Annotated in this window: 19 protein-coding genes; 11 read left to right on the top strand and 8 right to left on the bottom strand. The window is 73.6% G+C overall.

Going from position 1 to position 21,326, the window contains the following annotated elements; translation table 11 throughout:
• Window positions 1-176: 176 nt before the first annotated feature.
• From AB0D99_RS03885 to AB0D99_RS03870, 4 genes are all read left to right on the top strand, one after another.
• Complete coding sequence (locus AB0D99_RS03885; RefSeq protein WP_362356557.1) at window positions 177-1,223, top strand: phosphatase PAP2 family protein; 1,047 nt, start codon at window positions 177-179, stop codon at window positions 1,221-1,223.
• A gap of 45 nt (window positions 1,224-1,268) precedes the next feature.
• On the top strand, window positions 1,269-3,488 hold the full coding sequence (locus AB0D99_RS03880; protein WP_362356555.1) for an NADP-dependent isocitrate dehydrogenase: 2,220 nt from the start codon (window positions 1,269-1,271) through the stop codon (window positions 3,486-3,488).
• A 155-nt stretch (window positions 3,489-3,643) separates the two neighbouring features.
• Entirely contained in the window at window positions 3,644-3,934 is a 291-nt protein-coding gene (locus AB0D99_RS03875; protein ID WP_362356553.1) for a hypothetical protein, read from the top strand.
• An 87-nt stretch (window positions 3,935-4,021) separates the two neighbouring features.
• A complete protein-coding gene (locus tag AB0D99_RS03870; RefSeq protein WP_362356551.1) occupies window positions 4,022-5,665 on the top strand; it encodes a sigma-70 family RNA polymerase sigma factor in 1,644 nt (547 codons plus the stop codon).
• Window positions 5,666-5,690: 25 nt separating this feature from the next.
• On the opposite strand, the gene AB0D99_RS03865 is transcribed toward AB0D99_RS03870, so the two are convergent.
• From AB0D99_RS03865 to AB0D99_RS03850, 4 genes are all read right to left on the bottom strand, one after another.
• The gene (locus AB0D99_RS03865) at window positions 5,691-6,557 is read right to left on the bottom strand and encodes a CAP domain-containing protein (protein WP_362356549.1); all 867 of its coding nucleotides are present in this window, start codon (window positions 6,555-6,557) and stop codon (window positions 5,691-5,693) included.
• Window positions 6,558-6,682: 125 nt separating this feature from the next.
• On the bottom strand, window positions 6,683-7,564 hold the full coding sequence (locus AB0D99_RS03860; RefSeq protein WP_362356547.1) for a universal stress protein: 882 nt from the start codon (window positions 7,562-7,564) through the stop codon (window positions 6,683-6,685).
• Between the two features lie 289 nt (window positions 7,565-7,853).
• Window positions 7,854-9,116, bottom strand: coding sequence for an acyl-CoA dehydrogenase (locus AB0D99_RS03855; protein ID WP_362356545.1), 1,263 nt, complete (start codon window positions 9,114-9,116; stop codon window positions 7,854-7,856).
• Between the two features lie 213 nt (window positions 9,117-9,329).
• Window positions 9,330-9,788 (bottom strand): Rrf2 family transcriptional regulator, encoded by a 459-nt coding sequence (locus AB0D99_RS03850; protein ID WP_362356543.1) that lies wholly within the window; start codon window positions 9,786-9,788, stop codon window positions 9,330-9,332.
• A 138-nt stretch (window positions 9,789-9,926) separates the two neighbouring features.
• Here AB0D99_RS03850 and AB0D99_RS03845 point away from each other — a divergent pair, with 138 nt between their 5' ends.
• Entirely contained in the window at window positions 9,927-10,085 is a 159-nt protein-coding gene (locus AB0D99_RS03845) for a hypothetical protein (RefSeq protein ID WP_362356541.1), read from the top strand.
• Window positions 10,086-10,210: 125 nt separating this feature from the next.
• On the top strand, window positions 10,211-11,059 hold the full coding sequence (locus tag AB0D99_RS03840) for a glutathione S-transferase C-terminal domain-containing protein (RefSeq protein WP_362356539.1): 849 nt from the start codon (window positions 10,211-10,213) through the stop codon (window positions 11,057-11,059).
• Between the two features lie 47 nt (window positions 11,060-11,106).
• Here the strand turns inward: AB0D99_RS03840 and AB0D99_RS03835 are convergent, their stop codons facing one another.
• Window positions 11,107-11,565 (bottom strand): hypothetical protein, encoded by a 459-nt coding sequence (locus AB0D99_RS03835; RefSeq protein WP_362356537.1) that lies wholly within the window; start codon window positions 11,563-11,565, stop codon window positions 11,107-11,109.
• A gap of 107 nt (window positions 11,566-11,672) precedes the next feature.
• Window positions 11,673-12,710, bottom strand: coding sequence for an NAD-dependent epimerase/dehydratase family protein (locus tag AB0D99_RS03830; protein WP_362356535.1), 1,038 nt, complete (start codon window positions 12,708-12,710; stop codon window positions 11,673-11,675).
• 140 nt (window positions 12,711-12,850) lie between these two features.
• On the opposite strand from AB0D99_RS03830, the gene AB0D99_RS03825 reads away from it, so the two are divergent.
• The 3 genes from AB0D99_RS03825 (at window position 12,851) to AB0D99_RS03815 (ending at window position 14,016) form a co-directional block, all read left to right on the top strand.
• Window positions 12,851-13,093, top strand: coding sequence for a DUF5133 domain-containing protein (locus AB0D99_RS03825; protein ID WP_362356533.1), 243 nt, complete (start codon window positions 12,851-12,853; stop codon window positions 13,091-13,093).
• 108 nt (window positions 13,094-13,201) lie between these two features.
• Complete coding sequence (locus AB0D99_RS03820) at window positions 13,202-13,561, top strand: STAS domain-containing protein (protein WP_362356671.1); 360 nt, start codon at window positions 13,202-13,204, stop codon at window positions 13,559-13,561.
• A 38-nt stretch (window positions 13,562-13,599) separates the two neighbouring features.
• Window positions 13,600-14,016, top strand: a complete 417-nt coding sequence (locus tag AB0D99_RS03815) for an ATP-binding protein (protein WP_362356531.1) — start codon at window positions 13,600-13,602, stop codon at window positions 14,014-14,016.
• Between the two features lie 218 nt (window positions 14,017-14,234).
• Here the strand turns inward: AB0D99_RS03815 and AB0D99_RS03810 are convergent, their stop codons facing one another.
• On the bottom strand, window positions 14,235-15,116 hold the full coding sequence (locus AB0D99_RS03810) for a SigB/SigF/SigG family RNA polymerase sigma factor (RefSeq protein ID WP_362356529.1): 882 nt from the start codon (window positions 15,114-15,116) through the stop codon (window positions 14,235-14,237).
• 132 nt (window positions 15,117-15,248) lie between these two features.
• On the opposite strand from AB0D99_RS03810, the gene AB0D99_RS03805 reads away from it, so the two are divergent.
• Together AB0D99_RS03805 and AB0D99_RS03800 are read left to right on the top strand one after the other, a co-directional pair.
• Window positions 15,249-15,728 (top strand): ATP-binding protein, encoded by a 480-nt coding sequence (locus AB0D99_RS03805; RefSeq protein ID WP_362356527.1) that lies wholly within the window; start codon window positions 15,249-15,251, stop codon window positions 15,726-15,728.
• Between the two features lie 98 nt (window positions 15,729-15,826).
• The gene (locus AB0D99_RS03800; protein WP_362356525.1) at window positions 15,827-18,802 is read left to right on the top strand and encodes a HAMP domain-containing protein; all 2,976 of its coding nucleotides are present in this window, start codon (window positions 15,827-15,829) and stop codon (window positions 18,800-18,802) included.
• A 47-nt stretch (window positions 18,803-18,849) separates the two neighbouring features.
• Here AB0D99_RS03800 and AB0D99_RS03795 read toward each other — a convergent pair whose 3' ends face one another.
• Entirely contained in the window at window positions 18,850-21,165 is a 2,316-nt protein-coding gene (locus tag AB0D99_RS03795) for a SpoIIE family protein phosphatase (RefSeq protein WP_362356523.1), read from the bottom strand.
• Window positions 21,166-21,326: the final 161 nt, after the last annotated feature.

Genomic DNA, 21,326 nt, shown 5'->3' with positions numbered 1-21,326 from the left:
CCGGCCCCGGAGGCACCCTCCGATCGTGCGGGGCGACGGTCCCGTGCCGAGGATCGGCCCTCCCGCCCGGCCTGCCCTCCCGCGCCACGGAGCCCGTGCCCCCGGAACGGCCGCTCGGCGATTCGTTCGGGTGCGCACAACGGGCGCGGTGGTCCCGGACGGGTTCGAATCGGAGCATGGCCCCCTACGACAGGCTCCGCGGCGACGGCAGGACGCGGTCGCTGGAGACAGGTACCTGGTGGTACGCCAACATAGCCGCCGAAGCGGCCGACTCCTTCAGCGCCCGGGTACGCAAAAGGATGCAGCGCGCCTGCCTCGCCGCCGTCCTGCTGCTCGCGGTCGTCTACGCCGGGCTCGTCCTGACAGCCACCGGCCAGCGCTGGGAGAACGCCGTGCTCGCCGGCCGCGTGACCGACGAGACGCTGGCCGCCGCCCACGAGGCGAACCCCACCCTGCAGTACGTCACGGTCTACTCGCTCGCCGTCGCCATGCTCCTGCTGACCGTGATCGGAATGCTGCGGCGGAGGTACGCGCTCACCCTCGTCGCCCTCGGCACCGTCGGCGTCTCCCTCTTCCTGGCCGAGGTGCTCAAGGGCTACGTCCTCGCCCGCCCCGACCTGGTCCACGCGCCCCCCTACCTGGCGCAGAACAGCTTCCCGAGCGGGCACACCACGGTCGCCATGAGCGTGATGTTCGGCCTCGCCCTCGTCGTCCCCTACCGGGTCCGGGGCCTCGCGGTGGGCCTGTGCGCCCTGTGGGCGACGGCCGTGGGCGCGTACACCGTGGCCGCCGGCTGGCACCGGCCCAGCGACACCATCGGCGCCGACCTGCTCGTCCTCGCCGTGGCCTGCTGCCTCGTCGCGCTCCTCGCCCGCCGCGGCAAGGTCGGCCCCGCGCTCTCGCGCCGCTTCCCGCTGCGCACGGTCTTCGTGATCGCTCCCCTGGCCACCGCCGCGGTCGTCGGGCTCGGCGCCGGCATCGTCCTGCTCGCCGACTCCATGTTCGTCCTGGAGGCCACCGATCCGAACCTTCCCCACGTCGCCTACCAGGCCGGACAGGCCCTCGCCGTCGGTGCGGGCGCCGCGGCCACGCTGGTGCTGCTCGCCCTGCTGCGCCATGTCGACCTGGACGCCGTCCCCGCTCCGTACCGCCTCACCGGCACCATCGTTCCCGCCGAGGAGGCAGGGCCCTTTCCCACCGAGGCGGATCACGAGATATCTTGATGTCGAGCAATCTCGCAGACGCAGACGTGGAGCGGAGCACACCCGGTGACTGACTCGACCATCATCTACACCCACACTGACGAGGCGCCCGCCCTGGCGACGTACTCGTTCCTGCCCGTGATCCAGGCCTACGCCTCGACGGCCGGGGTCACTGTCGAGACCCGTGACATCTCCCTGGCGGGACGCATCATCGCCGGCTTCCCCGAGCGTCTCGACGAGGGTCAGCGCATCGACGACGCGCTCGCCGAGCTCGGCGAGCTGGCCAAGACGCCCGACGCGAACATCATCAAGCTGCCGAACATCTCGGCGTCCATCCCGCAGCTCAAGGCCGCGATCGCCGAGCTCCAGGCGCAGGGCTACGCCCTCCCCGACTACCCGGACGACCCGCAGACCGACGAGGACAAGGACGTCCGCGCCCGCTACGACAAGGTCAAGGGCAGCGCCGTCAACCCGGTCCTGCGCGAGGGCAACTCCGACCGCCGCGCCCCGGGCTCGGTCAAGAACTACGCCAAGACGCACCCGCACCGCATGGGCGCCTGGTCCTCCGACTCGAAGACCGACGTCGCCACCATGGGGCAGAACGACTTCCGCTCCACCGAGAAGTCCACGACCGTCTCCGAGGACGGCACGCTGCGCATCGAGCACGTCGCCGCCGACGGCACCACCACGGTGCTGCGCGAGTCGGTACCGGTCCTCGCCGGTGAGGTCGTCGACGCCTCCGTCATGCACGTGGCCGCCCTGCGCACCTTCCTCGGCGAGCAGATCGCCCGCGCCAAGGCCGACGACGTCCTGTTCTCGGTGCACCTCAAGGCCACGATGATGAAGGTCTCCGACCCGATCGTCTTCGGCCACGTGGTCCGCGCCTTCTTCCCGAAGACCTTCGCCGCCCACGGTGCGGCCCTCGCCAAGGCCGGGCTCTCCCCGAACGACGGCCTCGGCGGCATCCTGAACGGCCTGGCCGCCCTCCCGAACGGCGCCGAGATCAAGGCGTCCTTCGACGCCGAGCTCGCCGAGGGCCCGGCCCTCGCCATGGTCGACTCGGACAAGGGCATCACCAACCTGCACGTGCCGTCCGACGTCATCGTCGACGCCTCGATGCCGGCCATGATCCGCACCTCGGGCCACATGTGGGGCCCGGACGGCCAGGAGGCCGACACCCTCGCCGTCCTCCCGGACAGCAGCTACGCCGGTGTGTACCAGGCCGTCATCGACGACTGCCGCGCCCACGGCGCCTTCGACCCGTCGACCATGGGCTCCGTGCCCAACGTCGGTCTCATGGCGCAGAAGGCCGAGGAGTACGGCTCCCACGACAAGACCTTCGAGATCGCCACGGCCGGCACCGTCCGCCTGGTCGACGCCGCGGGCAACGTCGTCCTGGAGCAGGAGGTCGCCGAAGGCGACATCTTCCGCGCCTGCCAGACCAAGGACCTGCCCATCCAGGACTGGGTCAAGCTCGCCGTGACCCGCGCCCGCGCCACCGGCGCCCCGGCCGTCTTCTGGCTGGACGAGACCCGCGCGCACGACGCCCAGCTGATCGCCAAGGTCCAGGGCTACCTGCCGGAGCACGACACCGAGGGCCTGGAGATCAAGATCCTCGCCCCGGTCGATGCCACCGCGTTCTCCCTGGAGCGCATCCGCCGCGGCGAGGACACCATCTCCGTCACCGGCAACGTGCTGCGCGACTACCTGACCGACCTCTTCCCGATCCTGGAGCTGGGCACCAGCGCCAAGATGCTCTCGGTCGTCCCGCTGATGGCCGGCGGCGGCCTGTTCGAGACGGGCGCCGGCGGCTCCGCCCCGAAGCACGTCCAGCAGCTCGTCAAGGAGAACTACCTCCGCTGGGACTCCCTCGGCGAGTTCTTCGCCCTGGCCGCCAGCTTCGAGCACCTGGCCACCACCACGAGCAACGCCCGCGCCCAGGTCCTCGCCGACACCCTCGACCGCGCCACCGGCACCTTCCTCAACGAGGACAAGTCGCCGACCCGTCGCGTCGGTGGTATCGACAACCGCGGCAGCCACTTCTACCTGGCGCTCTACTGGGCCCAGGAGCTGGCCAAGCAGACCGACGACGCGCAGCTCGCGGCGGCCTTCGCCGGCCTCGCCAAGACCCTGACCGAGCAGGAGGAGACCATCGTCTCCGAGCTCAACGCGGTCCAGGGCTCGCCGGCCGAGATCGGCGGCTACTACCAGCCCGACCCGGCCAAGGCCGCGGCCGTGATGCGTCCGTCCGCCACCTTCAACGAGGCCATCGCGTCCCTCGCCTGATCGCGGCGCGACCGCTGTTCCGCCCCGGCCGGATCCCACCGGCCGGGGCGGTCCCGTAGGCGGGGAAGAACGCCCTCCCGCCGGTGGAGGGAACTCCCGCACGCGGGCCGGTCCCGGCGGTGGCGGATGTGGCATCCGGGTGTGAACCTGGATGGATGAGCTGGGCATCATGGACGACCCCCGGCGTCTACACCGGGCGCGGTGGCGTGCTCACCGAGGAAGTCGGTGCGGTCACGGGCGACCTGACCGTGCACACCACCTGGGCAGATGGCGAAGCACGCGTGGCCGTGCAGTACAGCGGCGCGTCCGACTGGTTCACGATGTCGGGCAGTCCTGTACCGTGCGCCAGCGAGCTGGAGAGCCGCGACCTCCACGAGGCCGCGGTCGAGGCCGTACGGGCGGGGAACGCGGCCACCGTGCCGTTCCTTCCGCACCCACCGGCATAAACATCGGCGCGAAGTGTTATCCCACCCGCGCCCGGGGGTCTCCTCACCACGGGGACGCACAGACCCAGGCACGAGGGAGCAGGCAGGATGCACAGCGACGAGCGCGGCACGGCCGCACTGGTGGACGCGGCCGTGGCCGGAGACCCGCATGCCGGTGAGCGGCTGGTGCGCGCGTACCTTCCACTCATCTACAACATCGTCGGCCGCGCGCTCGACGGGCACGCCGACGTCGACGACGTCGTGCAGGAGACGATGTGCCGGGCTCTGGACGGCCTGCCCGGGCTGCGCGACCCCGAACGCTTCCGGTCTTGGCTCGTCGCGATCGCGATGAACCAGATCCGCCGGCGGTGGCGCGAGCGACAGAGCGGGCCCGTGCCGGGTCTCGACCGGGCCGCCGAGCTCGCCGACCCCGCCGGGGACTTCGTCGACCTCACGATCCTGCGACTCGGCCTCTCCGGGCAGCGGCGCGAGGTCGCCGAGGCGACCCGCTGGCTCGACGAGAGCGATCGCGAACTCCTCGCCCTGTGGTGGCTGGAGGCCGGCGGCGAACTCAGCCGCGCGGAGCTCGCCGACGCCCTGGCCGTCCCCCCGGCGCACGCGGCGGTCCGCGTCCAGCGGATGAAGGAGCGCCTGGAGACGGGCCGCGCCGTCGTCCGCGCCCTCGCCGTACGGCCGCCCTGCGCGGAGCTGCTCGGCGTGACCGCCGGCTGGGACGGGCACCCGGCGCCGATCTGGCGCAAGCGCATAGCCCGCCATCTGACGACCTGCGCTGTCTGCGGCCGCACCCGCTCGGGCCTGGCACCCGCGGAGGGCCTCCTGGTCGGCCTCGGCCTGGTGCCGCCGCTGCTGGCCTGGACGGCCACCCGGCCCGACATCGAGACGGCGGCCTGGGCCGCGCAGTCCCCGGACGCCGCGGGGATCGACGGGGTCGGGGGCCAGGCGGCGGGATCGGACCCGGCGCCGCACGGGGGAGACCCGGGCGCGGTTCCCGGAAGCGGGCCCGGACCGGACGCGTACGCGGGCTCCGAGCCGGGGCTCGGCGACGGCCTCGGACCGGTCTCCGGAGGCGGCGGCGGCCGCTTCGCCGACCTGGGTCACTCGGGTCCCGCGCACGCGGCGGGCCGCGGCGGATCAGGCATGCGCAGGTCCGTCCTCGCCGGCGCGGTCGCCGCCGGCGTCCTCGGCGGACTCATCCTGCTCGTACCGTCGCAGCCCGAGGCCCGCCGCTCCGCACCCGCGACGCCCGCGGCGGCGCCGCCGCCGTCGCCGAGCACCCCCCGGCCGTCGACGACGACCCCCTCGCCGAGTCCGACCACCACCAAGCCCACGCCCAGGCCGACCCCGCCCCCGACCGTCGAGGAGCGGCTGACCCGGCTGGTCAACCAGCGCCGCGCGGAGGAGGGGTGCGCGCCGCTGCGGCAGGACCCCCGACTCGCCGAGGCCGCCCGTGACTACGCCCGGGACATGGTCCGGCGCGGCTACTACGGGCACAGCAGCCCCGAGGGCGAGTTCGCCGACGCGCGCATCTCCTCGGCGGGCTACGCCTGGTCCGCCTGGGCGGAGAACCTGGCGCGCGGCGGGTCCGACCCGTCGAAGGTCTTCGACCGCTGGATGGACGGCTCCATGCACCAGGAGAACATGCTCAACTGCCGCTACAAGCACACCGGAGTCGCGGCCGTGTCCGGCCCCGACGGCACCCTGTGGGTGCAGAAGCTCGCGTCGCCCTCCTGAACCCGCCCGTACCGAAGGGCCCGGGTCAGCGGCCGGTTCCGAAGTTCTGCACCCACCACGGTCCGCCGGACGTCAGCCTCACCCCCACGCCGATGTCCTCGAAGGAGCAGTTGAGGATGTTGCGGCGGTGACCTTCGCTCTTCATCCAGTCCTCCATGGCCGCCGTGGCGCTCTTCGGGCCGCGGTGGATGTTCTCGGCCCAGCTCGACCACGCGTACCCGGCGGCCGTGATCCGGTCGCCCGCGTCCCGCCCCTCGGGGCTGGTGTGCTCGTAGTAGCCGCGCTCCGCCATGTCGTCCGCATGCGCCTGCGCCGCGCTCCGGAGGAGGCCGTGGGAGCGGAGCGGCGCACAACCCGCCTTCTCCCGCTCGGCGTTGGCCAGCGACACGACCTGGTCGATGTACTGGTCCACCGTCCCCGCGACGGGCGCCACCGCCTCCGGCGGGCCGGGCGCCGCGGCCTTCTGCCGGTCCGGCGTGCCGGGGACGGACGACGGCACCGAGGTCGGCGACGGGCTCGACGCCGAGGCCGACACGGGTACGGCGGGAGGGGGCGTGGACGACCGGCCGGACGGGGGAGCGGCTGGTCCGGCGGACGGCGCGCCGTCCGGGGCCACGGCCGTGGGGACCTCCGACGGCACGGCTCCCCCGGCCAGGGGAGCGATCTGCGACAGCGCGACCGCCTCCGGGCGGGTGCCCGTGCCTCCCGGCGAGCCGAGGGTCGCGACGTACGCTCCCGCCGCGACGGTGAGGACGGCCGTCGCCGTACCCGCGACGGTCACGGCCGTGCGGAAGGACGGCACGCGCCGCGCACGACGTCCCCGCCCTCTGCGGTGCCTGCCGCCGCCGCTGGTCCGCCGGCCCTCGGGGCTGTGCTCGTCGTGGTGGTGCATGGGCTCCGCTCTCTTCTCCGAGTCCACCGGACCGTCCGGCGCAGGGGGAGCCGCCGGGGCGACGGACATAAGCCTTTCCGGCCCCCCACCCCTCGACACGCCTCGTCAACGAGGTGCGCGGTCACTCACTCGTGCGGTACGACCACCACCGGGCACGGCGCCAGATGCAGGGCCGCGTGGGCGACCGAGCCGATCCGCGACCCGAGCATCCCGCGCCGTGCGCGCCGTCCGACCACGAGGAGCCGGGCGTCGCCCGAGGAGCTGAGCAGTACCTGTCCCGCGCTGCCGATCTCCACGTGTTCGGTGACCCGCACCTCGGGGAACCGCTCCCGCCACGGCGCGAGCGCCTCGCGCAACGCCCGCTCCTCGTACGGGACCAGGCCGCCCGCCTCGTCGGCCGACGCCAGCGCCGAGGACGTGGGGCCGTACGCGTACAGCGGCGGCAGGTTCCACGCCCGTACCGCGCGCACGGACGCGCCCCGGGCCGCCGCCGTCTCGAACGCGAAGCCGAGCGCGGGCACGCTGTCCTCCGCCGAGCCGAGCTGACCGACGACGACCACGCCGCCCTCGGGGTCGCCGCTCCCCTCGCCGTCCCGGGAGCGCACCGCCACCACCGGCCGGTGGGCGTTCGCGATGATCTGCTGACCGTGGGAGCCGAGCAGGAAGCCGGCCACGGCGCCGTAGCCACGTGAGCCGATGACGAGCATCTCGGCCCGCTCCTCGGTGCTCAGCAGCGCGGGGACCGGGGCCTCGGTCACCACCTCGGCGGTGAGGGCGAGACCGGGGTGTCGCTCGGCCACGGCCGACTCGGCCCGCCGCAGCACGTCGTGGGCCGTTCGCTCCTGGCCCGCCCGGTCCTGTTCGAGCGGGATGTCCAGTCGCTGCCACCGCCAGGCGTGGACCAGCCGCAGGGGCAGGCGCCGTCGCCGGGCCTCGCGGGCGGCCCAGTCGGCCGCCGCGAGACTCTCGGGCGAACCGTCCACTCCCGCGACGATCTCTCGGCTCATCGGGTGACTCCGTCCTCGGCGGCGGGCCCGGCCCGTCGGCCGGTCCCTGACCCCGTCCGGCGTGGGACCGCCCACCGCTCGACGAGAGGGCCGGACGTCCCGTCATGACGGTACGTCCGTCCCGGAACCTCCGCCTCCGCTCATCCGGCGGGGGCGGCGACGGACGGCGGCGGAGGCACCGAGACCGTCATGCGGCGGCTGCGGGGGCCCGATGGCGGGCCCCCGGTGCCCGGCCGGCCCCAGGGTGCCCGGCCGGCCCCCGGTGTCCGGCCGGTCCCGGTGTCCGGGCTCACGCCCGGAGCGTGAGCCGCGCGTGGGTGCCGTTGAGATAGTGGTCGCCGATGTCGCGCAGGCGGTGGGATGCCGATGAACTCGCGGTGAGGGCACGGGCGTTGCGCCAGAAGCGGTCGAAGTCCGGTCCGCCGCCCGTGGTGCCGGAGACGAGTTCGAGGATTCGTGTGGTGATCTGGATCGCGGACCTGGTGGTCACCGCCTCGGCCGCGGCGACCAGTACGGAGATGTCGGCCCGTTCCTCGACACCGAGGGACCCCTCCGCCAGCAGCCCGTGGGCCAGGGCGTCGCTCGCCCGCTCGACGACCGCCGCGGCGGTGTGCGCGGCCGTGGCCAGCTCCCCGTAGGCCAGAAGGAGGTACGGATCCTCCCCGCCGCTCACCGGGTAGTCGTCGGCGGGTGACGGTGCGGCCTGGGCGGCACGGCTGATGTCGCGGGCCTCCGCGAGCGCCCCCTCGGCGATGCCGAGGCCGACGTGGACCAGGAGCAGCCGCAGCGCGAGGGGGGCCAGTGCCGTGTAGGGGGCCACGGCATGCTCGTCCCCGGGGAGCGCACCCAGGATGTCCCGGTGGTCGACGCGGACGTTGTCGAAGGTCACCGTTCCGGCCCCGGCGAGGCGTTGGCCGAGTCTGTCGGCTCCCGCCTCGGTGAACACCGCCGGGCCCGCGGGGTCCACCAGGGCGACCAGGACCTCCCCCGTACCCGTACACCGCGCCCCCACGACCAGCCGGTCGGCGACGGCGACTCCGGAGGCGAACGACCGTCGCCCGTCGAGGACGTAGCCGCCGTCGACCGGCGTGAGGGTCGGCTCGGCTCGCCCCGCCGCGCGGGACGGTTCGATGCCGCCGGCGAGCAGCCACCGCTCGCGTGTCGTGCGGTTCTCCAGGGTGGTCTCGGGGGAGCCCGAGGTCGTGGCGCCTCCGCCGAGGAAGCGCGCCGTCCAGGACAACACATAGTGGTGGGCGAGGAGTTCACCGATCGAGCTGTCCGCCGCCGAGATCTCGCGGATCACGGTACAGGCGGCCTGCCAGTCGGCTCCCCGGCGGCTCGGGCCCGGTGGGGTGAGCAGGGCGGGCAGTCCGGCCTCCCTGAGCCGGGCCACCTCGTCGAAGGGGGCCTTGCCGGCCCGGTCCCTGACCGGTGCGTCGACCGCGAGGTCGTCGGCGAGTTCCCGGGTGACACGGGGCCAGATCTCGTCGTCGGCCGGGCGGTCGACCGGTCCGGAGGTGGGCCGTATCGCTGACTTCTTCGGCGTTCTCACGTCACCTCACATGATCCCTAGTATTCCCACTGGAATAGTAGGGATAGTTGCAGAGGGGTGCCGGAGGCCCCAAGGGGCGTTCGCATGATGGACAGTGGCGTCTCGCTGGGCGAGACGGTTACCTGGTTCGGCCCCTGGCGGTCGCCGGTCGGATGCCCGGGCCCTCCTCGGACGCTCGGGCCGAGCGTCGCGTGGTCACCCGCCGAATGCGGGTCAGGGGTTGGTCCACGCCTCGGGGTCCTCGGCCAGCTCGGAGATCTCCGCGGGCAGATTCGCCGAGGCCAGGTCCGCCAGCGACACCCCGTCCAGCACATGGCGCACGTTCGCCCGCAGGGCGATCCAGAGCGTGAGGAGCGACTCGGCCGGGCCCGTGTACGAGAGCTCCGGAGGGCGCACCCCGCGGACCGACACCAGCGGGCCGTCCACGCAGCGGATGACGTCCGCGACGGAGATCGAGTCGGCCGGCCTGGCCAGCCAGTACCCGCCGTTCCCGCCCCGTTGGCTCAGTACGAGACCGCCCCGGCGCATGTCGCCGAGGATCCCCTCCAGGAACTTGTGGGAGATGTCCTGGACCTCCGCGATCGCCTCCGCCTTCAGTGGCCCCGCGTCCTGGGCGGCGGCCAGCTGAAGTGCGGCACGCACCGCGTAGTCGGCCCTGGCTGAGATGCGCATGGCCCGCATTATTCCCCACCGTGGTGACCGGATTCGTACCCTCGCGGCCGCGGGTCCCGGGACGGTCCGCACCCTTGACGCGAGCCATGGGCACCCCGACACTCGGGGACGGGAATCCGAGTGAACAGGTAGGGAACCATGGGGCTCAGGGTGGGAACGGACGCGGCTCGCGCCGTCCGGCTGCCCCGCTCCCTGCCCCTGACCTCGCGCCGCCACATCGACCTCCTGCGCGTGTGCAGCGCGGCCAGTCGAGGGAGCCTCGGGTCCGCCGAAGCCACCGCCCCCCGCGCGCTCTGAGGCCGCCCACCCCTTACGCGGCGCGCCGCTCCCCTCTCTCCTCCTTCCCGTACCTCTGCTGCCTCCGGGCGCGTGCCGATGGCGCGCCGCCGCGACCCAGCACCGAGCACCCCCAGGGAGAAGCCATGCCCGTCCTTCCCGCCGCCGTCACGCCGCCCGTCTTCCGTGGCCGGATCGGCCGCGACGTACGCAGCGGCCACTACGCCGTTCCCCACCGCTACCGGCTGCACCTCGCGCTCTCCCGCCCCGACTGTCTGGGCGTCGCCGTCACCCACGGCCTGCTCGGACTCCAGGACACGCTGCCCGTGACCCTGCTGCCCGCCACCCCCGACACACCCGGCGGCGGTTACGCCGCGCTCCGCCCGCTGTACGAGGCCAGCGCCCACCAGTACGCCGGGCCCGCCGTCGCCCCCGTGCTCAGCGACGCCTGGACCGGCCGGATCGTCAGCACACATGTCCCCGACATCCTGCGTGACCTCGCGCTGCGCTTCCGGGGAGCCGGGCCCGAACTGCGCCCGGCCGACCGGGAGTCCGAGATCGAGGCCGTCGCCGACCTCTGCGAACGCAGCGTCAACCGCGCCGCTCAGCGCGCCGGAGAGCTGGGTCTCGACGACCTGGCCGCGCACCGCGACCCGCTCGCCGTGCTCCTCGCCGCGCTGGGCCGCCTGGAACGGCGGCTGGAACGGCAGGAGTACGTGCTCGGTGACGCCGTCACCGCCGCCGACGTGTCCGTCTGGGTGACCCTGCTCCAGCTGGACACCGTTCACCGCTGGCACCTGGACGCCGGCGCCATGGAGCGGGTCGCGGACCATCCGGCGCTCTGGGCCTACGCCCGGCGGCTCGCCGCACGGCCCGCGTTCGGGCGCCACCTCGACCTCGACGGCATCGCGAGCCGTCACCGCGCCCACTGCAGGGGGCAGGAGGCGGCGGGCGCGGCCATGAGCATCGTGGACTGGCGGACCTACCGCGTCTGAGACGGGGGCGTGCGGACCGCGTGCGGAGAGGGGGCGGGCAGGAGCCGTCAGGCGAAGGGCGGTTCCCAGCCCTTCTTGACCTCGAAACGGTAGTCACGCCGGTCGAGCACCCGGCCGTCCCCGTCGACCAGCGAGGCGAACACCTCGTAGAGCCCGCGCGCCCGCGGTCCGCTCGGGACGCGCTCCGGCGGGAGCTCCAGGTCGTACGGTCCGCCGTGCCGGAAGTCCCCGAGCGCCACATCGGTGCCACCGAGTTCGACGCCGTCCTTGGTCCGCTGGTCGACCACCCGCAGGCCGGTCACCGAAGGACCCTCGACGCGGAAGCGCACGACGGCGCGGAACTCGGCACCCTCCTTCACCGTGAACGGCTGCCGTGCGGCCCCGGACGGGGGAACGGGCAGGGAGATGTCGCCCGGGCCGGTGAACCGGAGCGCCAGTCCGAGCAGTCGCGCGGTACGGCCCTCCTCGAGGGGGACGGCCGCCGCCGGGTCGGCGAGGGAAACCATGGTGGGCTCGTCTCTGGGCCGGGGCCTCGCGGGCGAGGCCGGGGTGGGACCCAGCGCGGCTACCCGAATCGGCGCCACCCATGCGGGGGCACGCGGGCGCGGGGTCCTCAGCCGAAGCGGCGCCCGGCGAGCGGCGCCGTCGCGTCGCCGCTCCCCGCGCGTACGCCCCGCAGAAAGGCCCCGAAGACCTCGACGGGAGTCATCGAAGGCGCCCAGTCGAGCTCCCGGCGGGCACGCTCCGTGGCGAGCAGCGGCATCCGCAGCACGGCGTCGAAGAGGTCCGGGGACGCGGGTGCCACCCGCAGCTTCCAGGCCGCCGCGAGGGCGCCGCGCACCGCCCCGTTCGGCACCGTGACGGCGCGGGCGTCCAGCAGCGAGGCGAGGGCCGCGGTGTCGATCGCCGGATCCGCCGCCACGTTGAAGGCGCCGCGGACGTCGCGTACCAGGGCCCGCCGGTAGGCGTCGGCCGCGTCGTCGGTGTGCAGCGCCTGGAAGCGCAGCCCTTTCAGGTCGGGGAGGAGCGGCAGAAGGTCCGGGCGCATCAGGCCGCCGGGGAAGTAGCGGCCCGCGAAGATCCTCCGCTGCTCGCTCGCGGCCTCCTCCTTGAAGAGGAAACAGGGCCGCATCCGGACCACCCGCGTCGTCGGATGGTCGCGCTCGAAGGTGTCCAGGACCCTTTCCAGATACGCCTTCTCGCGGGTGTGGGCCGCGCCGGGCCAGCCGTGCGTCGGCCAGGACTCCGAGACGGCGGCGCCGCTGCTCGGGCCCGGAGAGTAGGCCCCGACCGACGAGGCATGCACCAGGACCGGCACCCGCGCCGCCGCGACCGCGTCGAGGACGCGCAGCGTGCCGAGGACGTTGGACCGCCAGGTCTCCGCCATGTCGTGGGTGGGGTGGAAGCGCCACGCCAGATGGACGACCGCGTCGGCGTCGGCGATGTACTGCGCGAGCCGCGGTTCGTCGCCCTCCATCGACAGGTCCACCTCGGCCCACTCGGTCTTCGACAGCGTCAACGCGGGCCTGCGGCGGGCGAGTCCGAGGACGGAGGCGACCCGCGGCTCTCGTTCCAGGGCCCGGACCAGACTCGTCCCGACGTTGCCCGTGGCACCCGTGACGACCACCCTCAGTCCCGCGCTCGCCTTCATACTTCGACCTTCCGCCCTATCGGGCGGGCGCGCACGCCGGGCCGGGCCGTGACGGATCGTGTCCGGTTGGGTCGCGCGGGTGACGAAGTGACCTGAATATGGAGCAACGGAGCGATAGGGGGGTGTGCCAGGAGGACATGATGTTGCTGCCCGACAGAAACACGATCGACCGGCTGCTGCGGCACTACCGGGCTCAGGAACGCGCGGCCCAGGCCAGGCCGGGAGACCTGTCGGTCCGCAGGCGCTTCGAGGACACGGCGTACACGCTGTGCGTCCTGATGGGGGAGCGGACGGCGCGCGAGGCGGTCCGCGCGGCCGAGCGGTACACGGCCAAGGTGAGCCCCGTGCCGAGGAAGGCGCTCGAAGGGCTGCCCGGCACGTGAGCCCGGAGTGACAGGTGGGACGGGGCGGGTGAGTGAGGAAAGAGGGGCGTTCCGGGGCATGAGTGGGGTAGATGCCCTGTACGGAAGCGGAGGAGGCGGGTGACCTCGATGGCGTCGGAGCGGTTCACCGTCACGGCGGCACCCGGGCCGCAGCCCGGAGTCGTGGTGCTGACCCTCGCGGGAGAGCTGGACCACGACACCGCGGACGCGTTGCGCGGGGAGCTCGAAGGGCAGAACGGAGCGGTGCGGATCCTGGTCGACTGCGAGGAGCTGCGCTTCTGCGACTCGACCGGCCTGAACGTCCTCCTGCGGGGCCGGCTCCAGGCCCTGGAGGCGGGCGGCCGGCTGGAGCTCGCCGGGCTGCGACCGCCGGTGGCCCGGATGTTCGAGATCACGGGTGCGCGGACCGTCTTCCGCGTGTACGAGGACGTGGCCGAGGCGCTCACGGATCGACGGGCGGACGGCTAGGCGGGCGGATCGCGGAGGGAGCCGTGGGCGGAGAAGTCGTGGAAGACCAGGTCCGAAGGCTGGTGCTGTTCGGGACCAAGGGCGTGGTGATGCGCTGTCGCGACTTCACCGCGGAGGCCCTCGCCGACTGGGGCTGGCTCCCGGCCGAGACCGACGAGGCGCGGGAGCGCGTCGACGACGTGCTGCTCCTGGTCTCGGAGGTGGTCACCAACGCCTGCCTCCACGCGGGAGGGCCGGAGGAACTGGTCCTGCGCCGCCGTCGGGACGGGCTGCGGGTCGAGGTCTCGGACGCCAACCCGGAGCAGCCGCGACGGCGGCGGCCCCGAGCGCCCTCGCTGCCCGGCGGCCACGGGCTGATGGTCCTGGACCGGCTCGCGGGGGACTGGGGCTCGGAGCCGCGCGATCATGGCAAGGTCGTCTGGCTGGAGGTCGCCCGCCCGGCCCCCGGGCCCTGACGGGAGGACGGCGGCCACCGACGCGGCCGGCCGGTGCAGGACACGCACGGACGGTGCAGGACATGCGCCGGCGGTGCAGCACACGCGCGGGCGGTGCAGGACATGCGCGGGCGGTGCCGGACACGGGCTGCGAGGCCCCGGGCCCTCGCAGCCCGTCGCGGGCCGGGCGAGACCGTGCGGACGCGAGCCGGGCGCGACCTTGCGGACGCGACCTAGGGCTAAGGCTGTCGGTCCTCGACCAGTCCCGTCCGCAGCTCGTTCAGGATCCGGGCCAGCAGTCGGGAGATGTGCATCTGCGAGAGGCCGAGCCGCTCGCCGATCTCCGCCTGGGTCAGCTCCTCCCCGAAGCGCAGCGCGAGGATCGTGCGGTCACGCGCGTCGAGCCGGGCGATCAGCGGCTTCAGCGACTCCAGCGAGTCGATCAGTTCGAACGCCCGTTCCTCCTCGCCGAGCCGCCGCGCGCCCGCGGTGAGGGTCGACTCGTCGTCGCCGGTCGGGGTGTCGAGCGAGCGGGCGACGTAACCGTTCGACGCCTGCTCGCCCTCCGCCACGCTCGCCTCGCCGATGTGCAGGTACGCGGCCAGTTCGGCCCTCGTCGGGCGCCGGCCGTGCCGCTGCTCCAGGATGTCGACGGCCTTGGCCAGCTCGATGCGCAGCTCCTGAAGCCGCCTCGGCACCTGGACGGACCAGCTGGTGTCCCGGAAGAAACGCTTCATCTCGCCGACGATCGTGGGCAGCGCGAAGGCCGAGAACTCCACGTCCCTGCCGACCTCGAACCGGTCGATCGCCTTGATCAGGCCGACCGTGCCGACCTGGACGATGTCCTCCGTCGGCTCGGCCCTGTTCCGGAACCGGCGCGCCGCGAACTTCACGAGGCTGAGGTTGAGCTCCACCAGCGTGTTGCGGACATACGCGCGCTCGGGAGTGCCCTCCTCCAGGCTCTCCAGACGGGCGAAGAGCGCCGTGGACAGGTTCTGGGCGTCCGTCGTGCTCACCTCGGTGGGCCGGTCGATCTCGGGCAGACCGTCCAGCGCACGGCGGCGCACAGTGGCGGGGTCCGTGGACGACAGCGTGCTGCGGGGCTTGCTACGGGGGGACATGAAGGCTCCCTCGACGGGTGGCGTGGGCCTTCGCCGCCGTGCGGGCGGCGGGGGTCCGTCGTTCGAGCGTCTTGTACAGAAACATTCCCTTTGGTGGAGGTTTGACACTGCCTGCTCGGGCAGTGGTCTCCTATGACGACGACGGCCATCCGGTACGCCCTCCCCGACGGCCCGGGCGTGGTGGGCGAGTGCCGCGACCTCACCCGCCGGGCGCTGCGCGACTGGATCGGCCCGGTCGAGGGCGCCCGGGAGGTCCTCGTCGAGGACATCCTGCTCCTCGTCTCGGAGGTCGTCACCAACGCGTACACGCACGGTGGCACCCCGTACGAACTCCGTATCGACCGCGCCGACGGGCGGCTGTGGGTCCAGGTCAGCGACACCAGTCCCGTACGGCCGAGGCCCCACGGCCCGCACCTCGCGAGCCGGTCGTCGGGGCACGGCCTGTACCTGCTCGAACGACTGTCCTCGGCGTGGGGCTCGCGTCGGCGCGGTGAGGGCAAGGCGGTCTGGTTCGAGGTGGACCTGACCCCCGCCGTGGGCGACCCGCCCGCCCTGGGTGCCGCGGCCCCCACGGGTGCGGCAGCCGCTGCCTCCTCGTCCCTCCGTGCCTAGAGTGGAAACGGAGCGGGGGCCGTCGCGGGCGCGTCGTCCGGACCGTGGCGGGACCCGGATCCGTGTTCCTGTCGTCTCCGTGCCGCGCGAGGTCCGCGATGGAGAATTCCCCCCGACCGCCCGCGTCCGGGCCGCGCGTGTCGCCGGAACCGCTCGGCGAGGACGGGCTGAGGCAGCTCCTCGCCGGGCTCACCGCCGTACGCGACGGTGAGCTCTCCGCCCGTCTCCCGGACTCCGCCGGAGGCATCCTCGGCGAGATCGCGGCCGTCTACAACGACATGGTCGACCAGCTCTCGCTGGTCACCTCCGAGGTCACCCGCGTCGCCAGCGAGGTCGGCGGTCAGGGCCTCCTGGGCGGCCGGGCGCGCGAGCCGCGGGTGAGCGGTGTCTGGCGCGAGCTGACCTCCGGTGTGAACACCATGGCCGACAATCTGACGTCCCAGGTCAGGTCCATCGCCCAGGTCGCGACCGCCGTCGCCCGCGGCGACCTCACGCGGAAGATCCGGGTCGACGCGCGCGGCGAGATCCTGGAGCTGAAGGAGACCATCAACACGATGGTCGACCGGCTCTCCTCCTTCGCCGAGGAGGTCACCAGGGTCGCCCGCGAGGTCGGTACGGAGGGCAAACTCGGCGGCCAGGCCACGGTGCTCGGCGTCTCCGGCACCTGGAAGGACCTGACGGACAACGTCAATTCCATGGCGGACAACCTCACCAACCAGGTTCGCAACATCGCCCAGGTGACCACGTCCGTCGCCCAGGGCGATCTGACGAGCCGGATCGACGTCTCCGCGCGCGGCGAGATCCTGGAGCTCAAGACCACCATCAACACCATGGTCGACCAGCTCTCCTCCTTCGCCGCCGAGGTCACGCGAGTCGCCCGCGAGGTCGGCACGGAGGGCAAGCTCGGCGGCCAGGCCGAGGTCGAGGGCGTATCCGGTACGTGGAAGCGGCTCACCGAGAACGTCAACGAACTCGCCGGGAACCTCACCCGCCAGGTCCGGGCGATCGCCGAGGTCACCGGGGCCGTCGCCGAGGGCGACCTCACCCGCTCCATCACGGTCGACGCCCCCGGTGAGGTCGGCGAGCTCCGGGACAACATCAACGCGATGGTCGAATCGCTGCGGGCCACCACCCGGGCCAACGAGGAGCAGGACTGGCTCAAGACCAACATCGCCCGGATCGCCGCGCTCATGCAGGGCACCCGCACCCCGGACGACATCGCCGAACTCCTCATGACCGAGGTGCCGCCGCTGGTCCGCGCGCAGTACGGAGCCTTCTTCCTCGCCCGGCACGACGCCCGCGGCACCGAACTCGTCGTGACCGCCTCGTACGGAGCCCCCGAGGAGCCGGCGAGCCCGGCGCGCCGCTTCCGCCTCGGCCAGTCCCTCGTCGGCCAGGCCGCCCAGGACCGGCGCACGGTCGTCGTGGAGCATCTGCCGGCCGGTTACGCCACCGTCTCCTCCGCGGCGGGCTCCGCCGAGCCGGCCATGCTGATCATCCTGCCGATCGTCGTCGAGGACCAGGTCCTCGGAGCCGTCGAACTCGCCTCCGTCCAGCCCTTCACCGCCATCCACCGCGACTTCCTCGAACAGTTCGTGGACACCGCGGGAGCCGTCGTCAGCTCGCTCGTCGCCAACCTCCGTACCGACGAGCTCCTCGCCCAGTCCCAGCGGCTGACGGACGAACTGCGCTCCCGATCACAGGAGTTGCAGGCGCGCCAGCAGGAACTGCAGCGCTCCAACGCGGAACTGAAGGAGAAGGCGGCGCTGCTCGCCGAACGCAACAAGGACATCGAGTCCAAGAACCTCGTCATCGAGCAGGCCCGTCAGGAGCTGGAGGCACGGGCCCAGCAGCTCTCCCGGACCTCGATGTACAAGTCCGAGTTCCTGGCGAACATGAGCCACGAACTGCGCACCCCGCTCAACAGCCTGCTGATCCTCGCGCGGTTGCTCGCCCAGAACCCGCAGGGGAATCTGACGGAGAAGCAGGTCGACTACGCGGAGGTCATCCACTCCGCGGGCTCCGACCTGCTCCAGCTGATCAACGACATCCTGGACCTGTCCAAGGTCGAGGCGGGCAAGATGGACATCCGCCCCGAACGCTTCCCGCTCCACCAGCTCCTGGAGTATCTGGAGGCCACGTTCGGGCCGGTGGCGGACGAGCGCGGCCTGAGCTTCTCGGTCACCGTCTCCTCGGACGTGCCCGAGCAGCTCACCACCGACGAGTCCCGGCTGCGGCAGATCCTGCGCAACCTGCTGTCCAACGCGCTGAAGTTCACCGACGAGGGCGGCGTGGACCTGACGATCGAGTACGCCGGCGGGGACGAGCCGCCCGCCACGATGCGCGGGGACGGACCCGTGCTCGCCTTCCACGTCACGGACAGCGGCGTCGGCATCCCGGCCGAACGCCTGGAAGGCATCTTCGGCGCCTTCCAACAGGGCGACGGCACCACCGCCCGCCGCTATGGAGGCACCGGGCTCGGACTCTCCATCAGCCGCGAGGTCGCCGGCCTCCTCGGCGGCGCCATCGACGTCCGCTCCGCCCCCGGTCAGGGCAGCCGCTTCACCTTCTACCTGCCGGCTCCGCGCACGTCGCCGCCGGGAGCGCCGACAGGCGCCGGGGCGACGGACGCCGACGCCGAGGCGGACGAGACCACGGGGACGGACTCCGCCCCCGCCGGCGGCGGCCACGACCCCCGGACGGCGGGCCACACCGTCCTCGTCGTCGACGACGACGTGCGCAACGTGTACGCGCTCACGGAGGTCCTGGTGGGTCACGGCGTCCGGGTGCTCCAGGCCGACAGCGGCCGGGCCGGCCTCGACCTGCTCGCATCCCGTCCCGAGGTGGAACTCGTCCTGATGGACGTCATGATGGCAGGCATGGACGGGTACGCCACCACCGACGCCATCCGCAACCTCCCCGGCCGCGCGCGTCTCCCGGTCATCGCCGTCACCGCGAAGGCCATGCCCGGCGACCGGGCGAGGGCCCTGGCGGCCGGTGCCAGCGACTACGTGGCGAAGCCCGTCGACGCCGAGGAGCTGATGGCCAAGGTCCGGCAGTGGCTCTCCGCGTGAAGCCCCCGCGCCGTACGGCCGGCCGGTGCGCCGAGCCCCGCGCACCGTCACCGTACGCGCACCACGACGATGCTGGTGTCGTCGTCCGTGTCGCCGGTGGCGGCCCCCAGCAACCGTTCCACCTGCTCGTCCGGCGGGTAGCCGCTGAGCCGCTCGGCCGCCGCGGCGAGCTGCGCCAGCCCGTCGTCGAGGCCGTCGTGGCGCCGTTCCACCAGCCCGTCCGTGTAGAGCAGCAGCGTGTCCCCCGGCCGCAGGGGGGTGCGGCGCTCCTGATACGCGTACGAGGGCACCGCGCCCAGCAGGATGTCCTGCGGCGGGTCGAGGAGCCGTGCCGTGCCGTCGCGCACGAGCAGCATCGGCAGATGCCCGGCGCTCGACCAGACCAGCCCGCGGTCCTCGGGGTCGTACAGCGCGCACACCGCCGTCGCCGTGGGGTGCCCACTGGTGCGCAGCGTCATCTCGTTGAGCCACGCCATCAGCCGCCGCGGCGAGTCGCCGGTGCACGCCAGGCCGCGCTGGGCGTTGCGCAGCGCGACCATGCCGGTCACCGAGTCGATGCCGTGGCCCGCCACGTCGCCGACCGTCACGAGGACCTTGCCGCTCGGCAGCGGCTGGACGTCGTACCAGTCGCCGCCGACCCGGTACTCCTCGGCCGCGGGCCGGTAACGGGCCGCCACCACCAGATCCGGCAGCTGCTGCAGATCGGGGACCTCGGGCACGATCGCCTGCTGCAGCTGCAGGGCCAGCTGATGCCGGAGTTCGGCCTGTGTCCGGACGGCGGTGAGCTGGTCGAACGTCGCCGTCAGCGCCGCCTCGGTGCGCCGGCTCGCCGACACGTCCTGGTACACCCCGGCGATCCCGATCACCGCCCCGGCGTCGAGCAGGGGCTCCGCCGCCACCCGGACGTGGCGCACGGCCCGGTCCTCCAGCACGATCCGCAGGACGGTCTGGGCGCCCGTGCGCCGCTCCACCAGCGTCCTGAGCAGCTCGGTCAGCGCCTCGCCGTCCTCCGGATGCACCAGCCCCCGCAGCCCCAGCAGGGGTACCGGAGGCTCGTCGCGGCCCCTGCCGAAGACGGCGTACGCCTGCTCCGACCACACCGTGTCGCCGCCCGTCAGACTGTCCTGGAAGAGGGCGACGCTCTGCAGCCGGGACACGGCCCGCTCCGAGGCGAGACCCGGATCGGTGGTGTCGTGCCACAGCACCACGGCCCGCTCGTCGCCCGCCGGCAGCACACGGACGTCGAGCAGCGGCGCGGGGTCTCCCGGCTCCGGCACGGTGGACGCGGGCAGCCGGGCCACCCGCTGGGCGCGCCTCGTGCGGTGCGCGCGCCGGGCGAGATGGGCGAGGTCCGCGTGGACCCGGGGAAGGGCGAGCGCCAGGGAGCGGTCCTCGGCCGGAGGGGCGCCGCCCAGCGAGGCCACCGCGTACTCGTTGAGGTGCTCGACGGTCGGCGCCACGGCGGACGGGGCGGCCTTGAGGAGCATCGCGGGATGGGCGAGGGCGTCCAGGACGTCCACCAGGACCGGTGCGGCGGAAGGGGGCGAGTCGGCCGCGTCGAGGACGGTGCCGGCCACGTCCGTCAGGCCCACCAGCGCCCTGCGCAGCGGGTCGTCGAAGGGGTGGGGGCCCGGCCACGCGACCAGCGCCAGACCCACCGTCGTGCCGCGCAGGCGCAGGGGGAGCAGCGCCCGCGCCGCGTGCGGCGCGGGACCGGGCAGCACCTCGCCGTTCTCGGGCCCTGAGTCAAGCCAGACCGGCGCGCCGTCGGAGAGCACCGAGCGGAACGCCGGGGGCGCCGCGGGCGGGATCCACTGCCAGGCGGCGGCCTCCGCGGCCCCGACACCGGCGTGTCCCGCCAGCCGCAGACAGCCCCACGCGTCGCGCCGCCACAGCCACAGGCTCCCCGCGCCGAGCGGCACGAGACCACCTTCCAGGAGCGCCCGTGCCGCCTCGCCGACGGTGTCCTGCGTCTCGGCGGCCGTCGCCGCGCGCCGGGCACGACGCTCGTCCGGTGTGCTGAACACGACGGGCGGGGCCGCCGGCCCCTCGGACGCGGTGACGGAGGGCTCCGCCCGGTTCTCCGCGGGTCCCTGGCCGGCGTGTGGGAGCCTCTCCGCCGTCGTGCCGCCGACGGCGTTGACGATGTCGGCGGCGAGATCCTCGATGCCGAGGCCCGTGGCGTGGGAGAGGGAGTCCAGGTGCTCCGCCGCGTCGGCCGGGGCGGCGCCGAGCTGGGCAGCGAGGACACCCGTGGCCAGATCGACGAGACGGCGGCGGGTGAGCTCGGCGCGCAGGCGCCTGTTCTCGGCCGTGAGACCGCTGATGCCGGGCTCCGGAGCGTCCGCCGCAGACGTCGTCACGACTCCTCCCGTCCCTGCACCGAGCGGTTGTCCGGAATGGCCGCGTTCGCTCCGGATTCTACCGTTCGGGCCCGTCCGGGCGCCTGAATCCGAGCCGTCGGGGTACCCGCTCCCGCGGGGCCGACCGGGATCCCGGCGCGGACCCCTCGGGCCGCGTGGAC

This window comes from Streptomyces sp. NPDC047971 (genome assembly GCF_040653355.1).
GTDB lineage: Bacteria > Actinomycetota > Actinomycetes > Streptomycetales > Streptomycetaceae > Streptomyces.
The sequence above is the reverse complement of the archived record's forward strand: the minus strand, read 5'-3'. Positions and strand labels throughout refer to the sequence as shown.

Bases quoted from the DNA above. Each gene is read 5' to 3' on its own strand.
- AB0D99_RS03845 (WP_362356541.1), top strand. From the start codon at position 9,927: ATGGGGCTCAGGGTGGGAACGGACGCGGCTCGCGCCGTCCGGCTGCCC.
- AB0D99_RS03810 (WP_362356529.1), bottom strand. From the start codon at position 15,116: ATGTCCCCCCGTAGCAAGCCCCGCAGCACGCTGTCGTCCACGGACCCC.
- AB0D99_RS03860 (WP_362356547.1), bottom strand. From the start codon at position 7,564: ATGAGCCGAGAGATCGTCGCGGGAGTGGACGGTTCGCCCGAGAGTCTC.
- AB0D99_RS03875 (WP_362356553.1), top strand. From the start codon at position 3,644: ATGAGCTGGGCATCATGGACGACCCCCGGCGTCTACACCGGGCGCGGT.
- AB0D99_RS03830 (WP_362356535.1), bottom strand. From the start codon at position 12,710: ATGAAGGCGAGCGCGGGACTGAGGGTGGTCGTCACGGGTGCCACGGGC.
- AB0D99_RS03820 (WP_362356671.1), top strand. From the start codon at position 13,202: ATGGCGTCGGAGCGGTTCACCGTCACGGCGGCACCCGGGCCGCAGCCC.
- AB0D99_RS03850 (WP_362356543.1), bottom strand. From the start codon at position 9,788: ATGCGCATCTCAGCCAGGGCCGACTACGCGGTGCGTGCCGCACTTCAG.
- AB0D99_RS03805 (WP_362356527.1), top strand. From the start codon at position 15,249: ATGACGACGACGGCCATCCGGTACGCCCTCCCCGACGGCCCGGGCGTG.
- AB0D99_RS03865 (WP_362356549.1), bottom strand. From the start codon at position 6,557: ATGCACCACCACGACGAGCACAGCCCCGAGGGCCGGCGGACCAGCGGC.
- AB0D99_RS03885 (WP_362356557.1), top strand. From the start codon at position 177: ATGGCCCCCTACGACAGGCTCCGCGGCGACGGCAGGACGCGGTCGCTG.
- AB0D99_RS03840 (WP_362356539.1), top strand. From the start codon at position 10,211: ATGCCCGTCCTTCCCGCCGCCGTCACGCCGCCCGTCTTCCGTGGCCGG.
- AB0D99_RS03800 (WP_362356525.1), top strand. From the start codon at position 15,827: ATGGAGAATTCCCCCCGACCGCCCGCGTCCGGGCCGCGCGTGTCGCCG.
- AB0D99_RS03835 (WP_362356537.1), bottom strand. From the start codon at position 11,565: ATGGTTTCCCTCGCCGACCCGGCGGCGGCCGTCCCCCTCGAGGAGGGC.
- AB0D99_RS03825 (WP_362356533.1), top strand. From the start codon at position 12,851: ATGTTGCTGCCCGACAGAAACACGATCGACCGGCTGCTGCGGCACTAC.
- AB0D99_RS03870 (WP_362356551.1), top strand. From the start codon at position 4,022: ATGCACAGCGACGAGCGCGGCACGGCCGCACTGGTGGACGCGGCCGTG.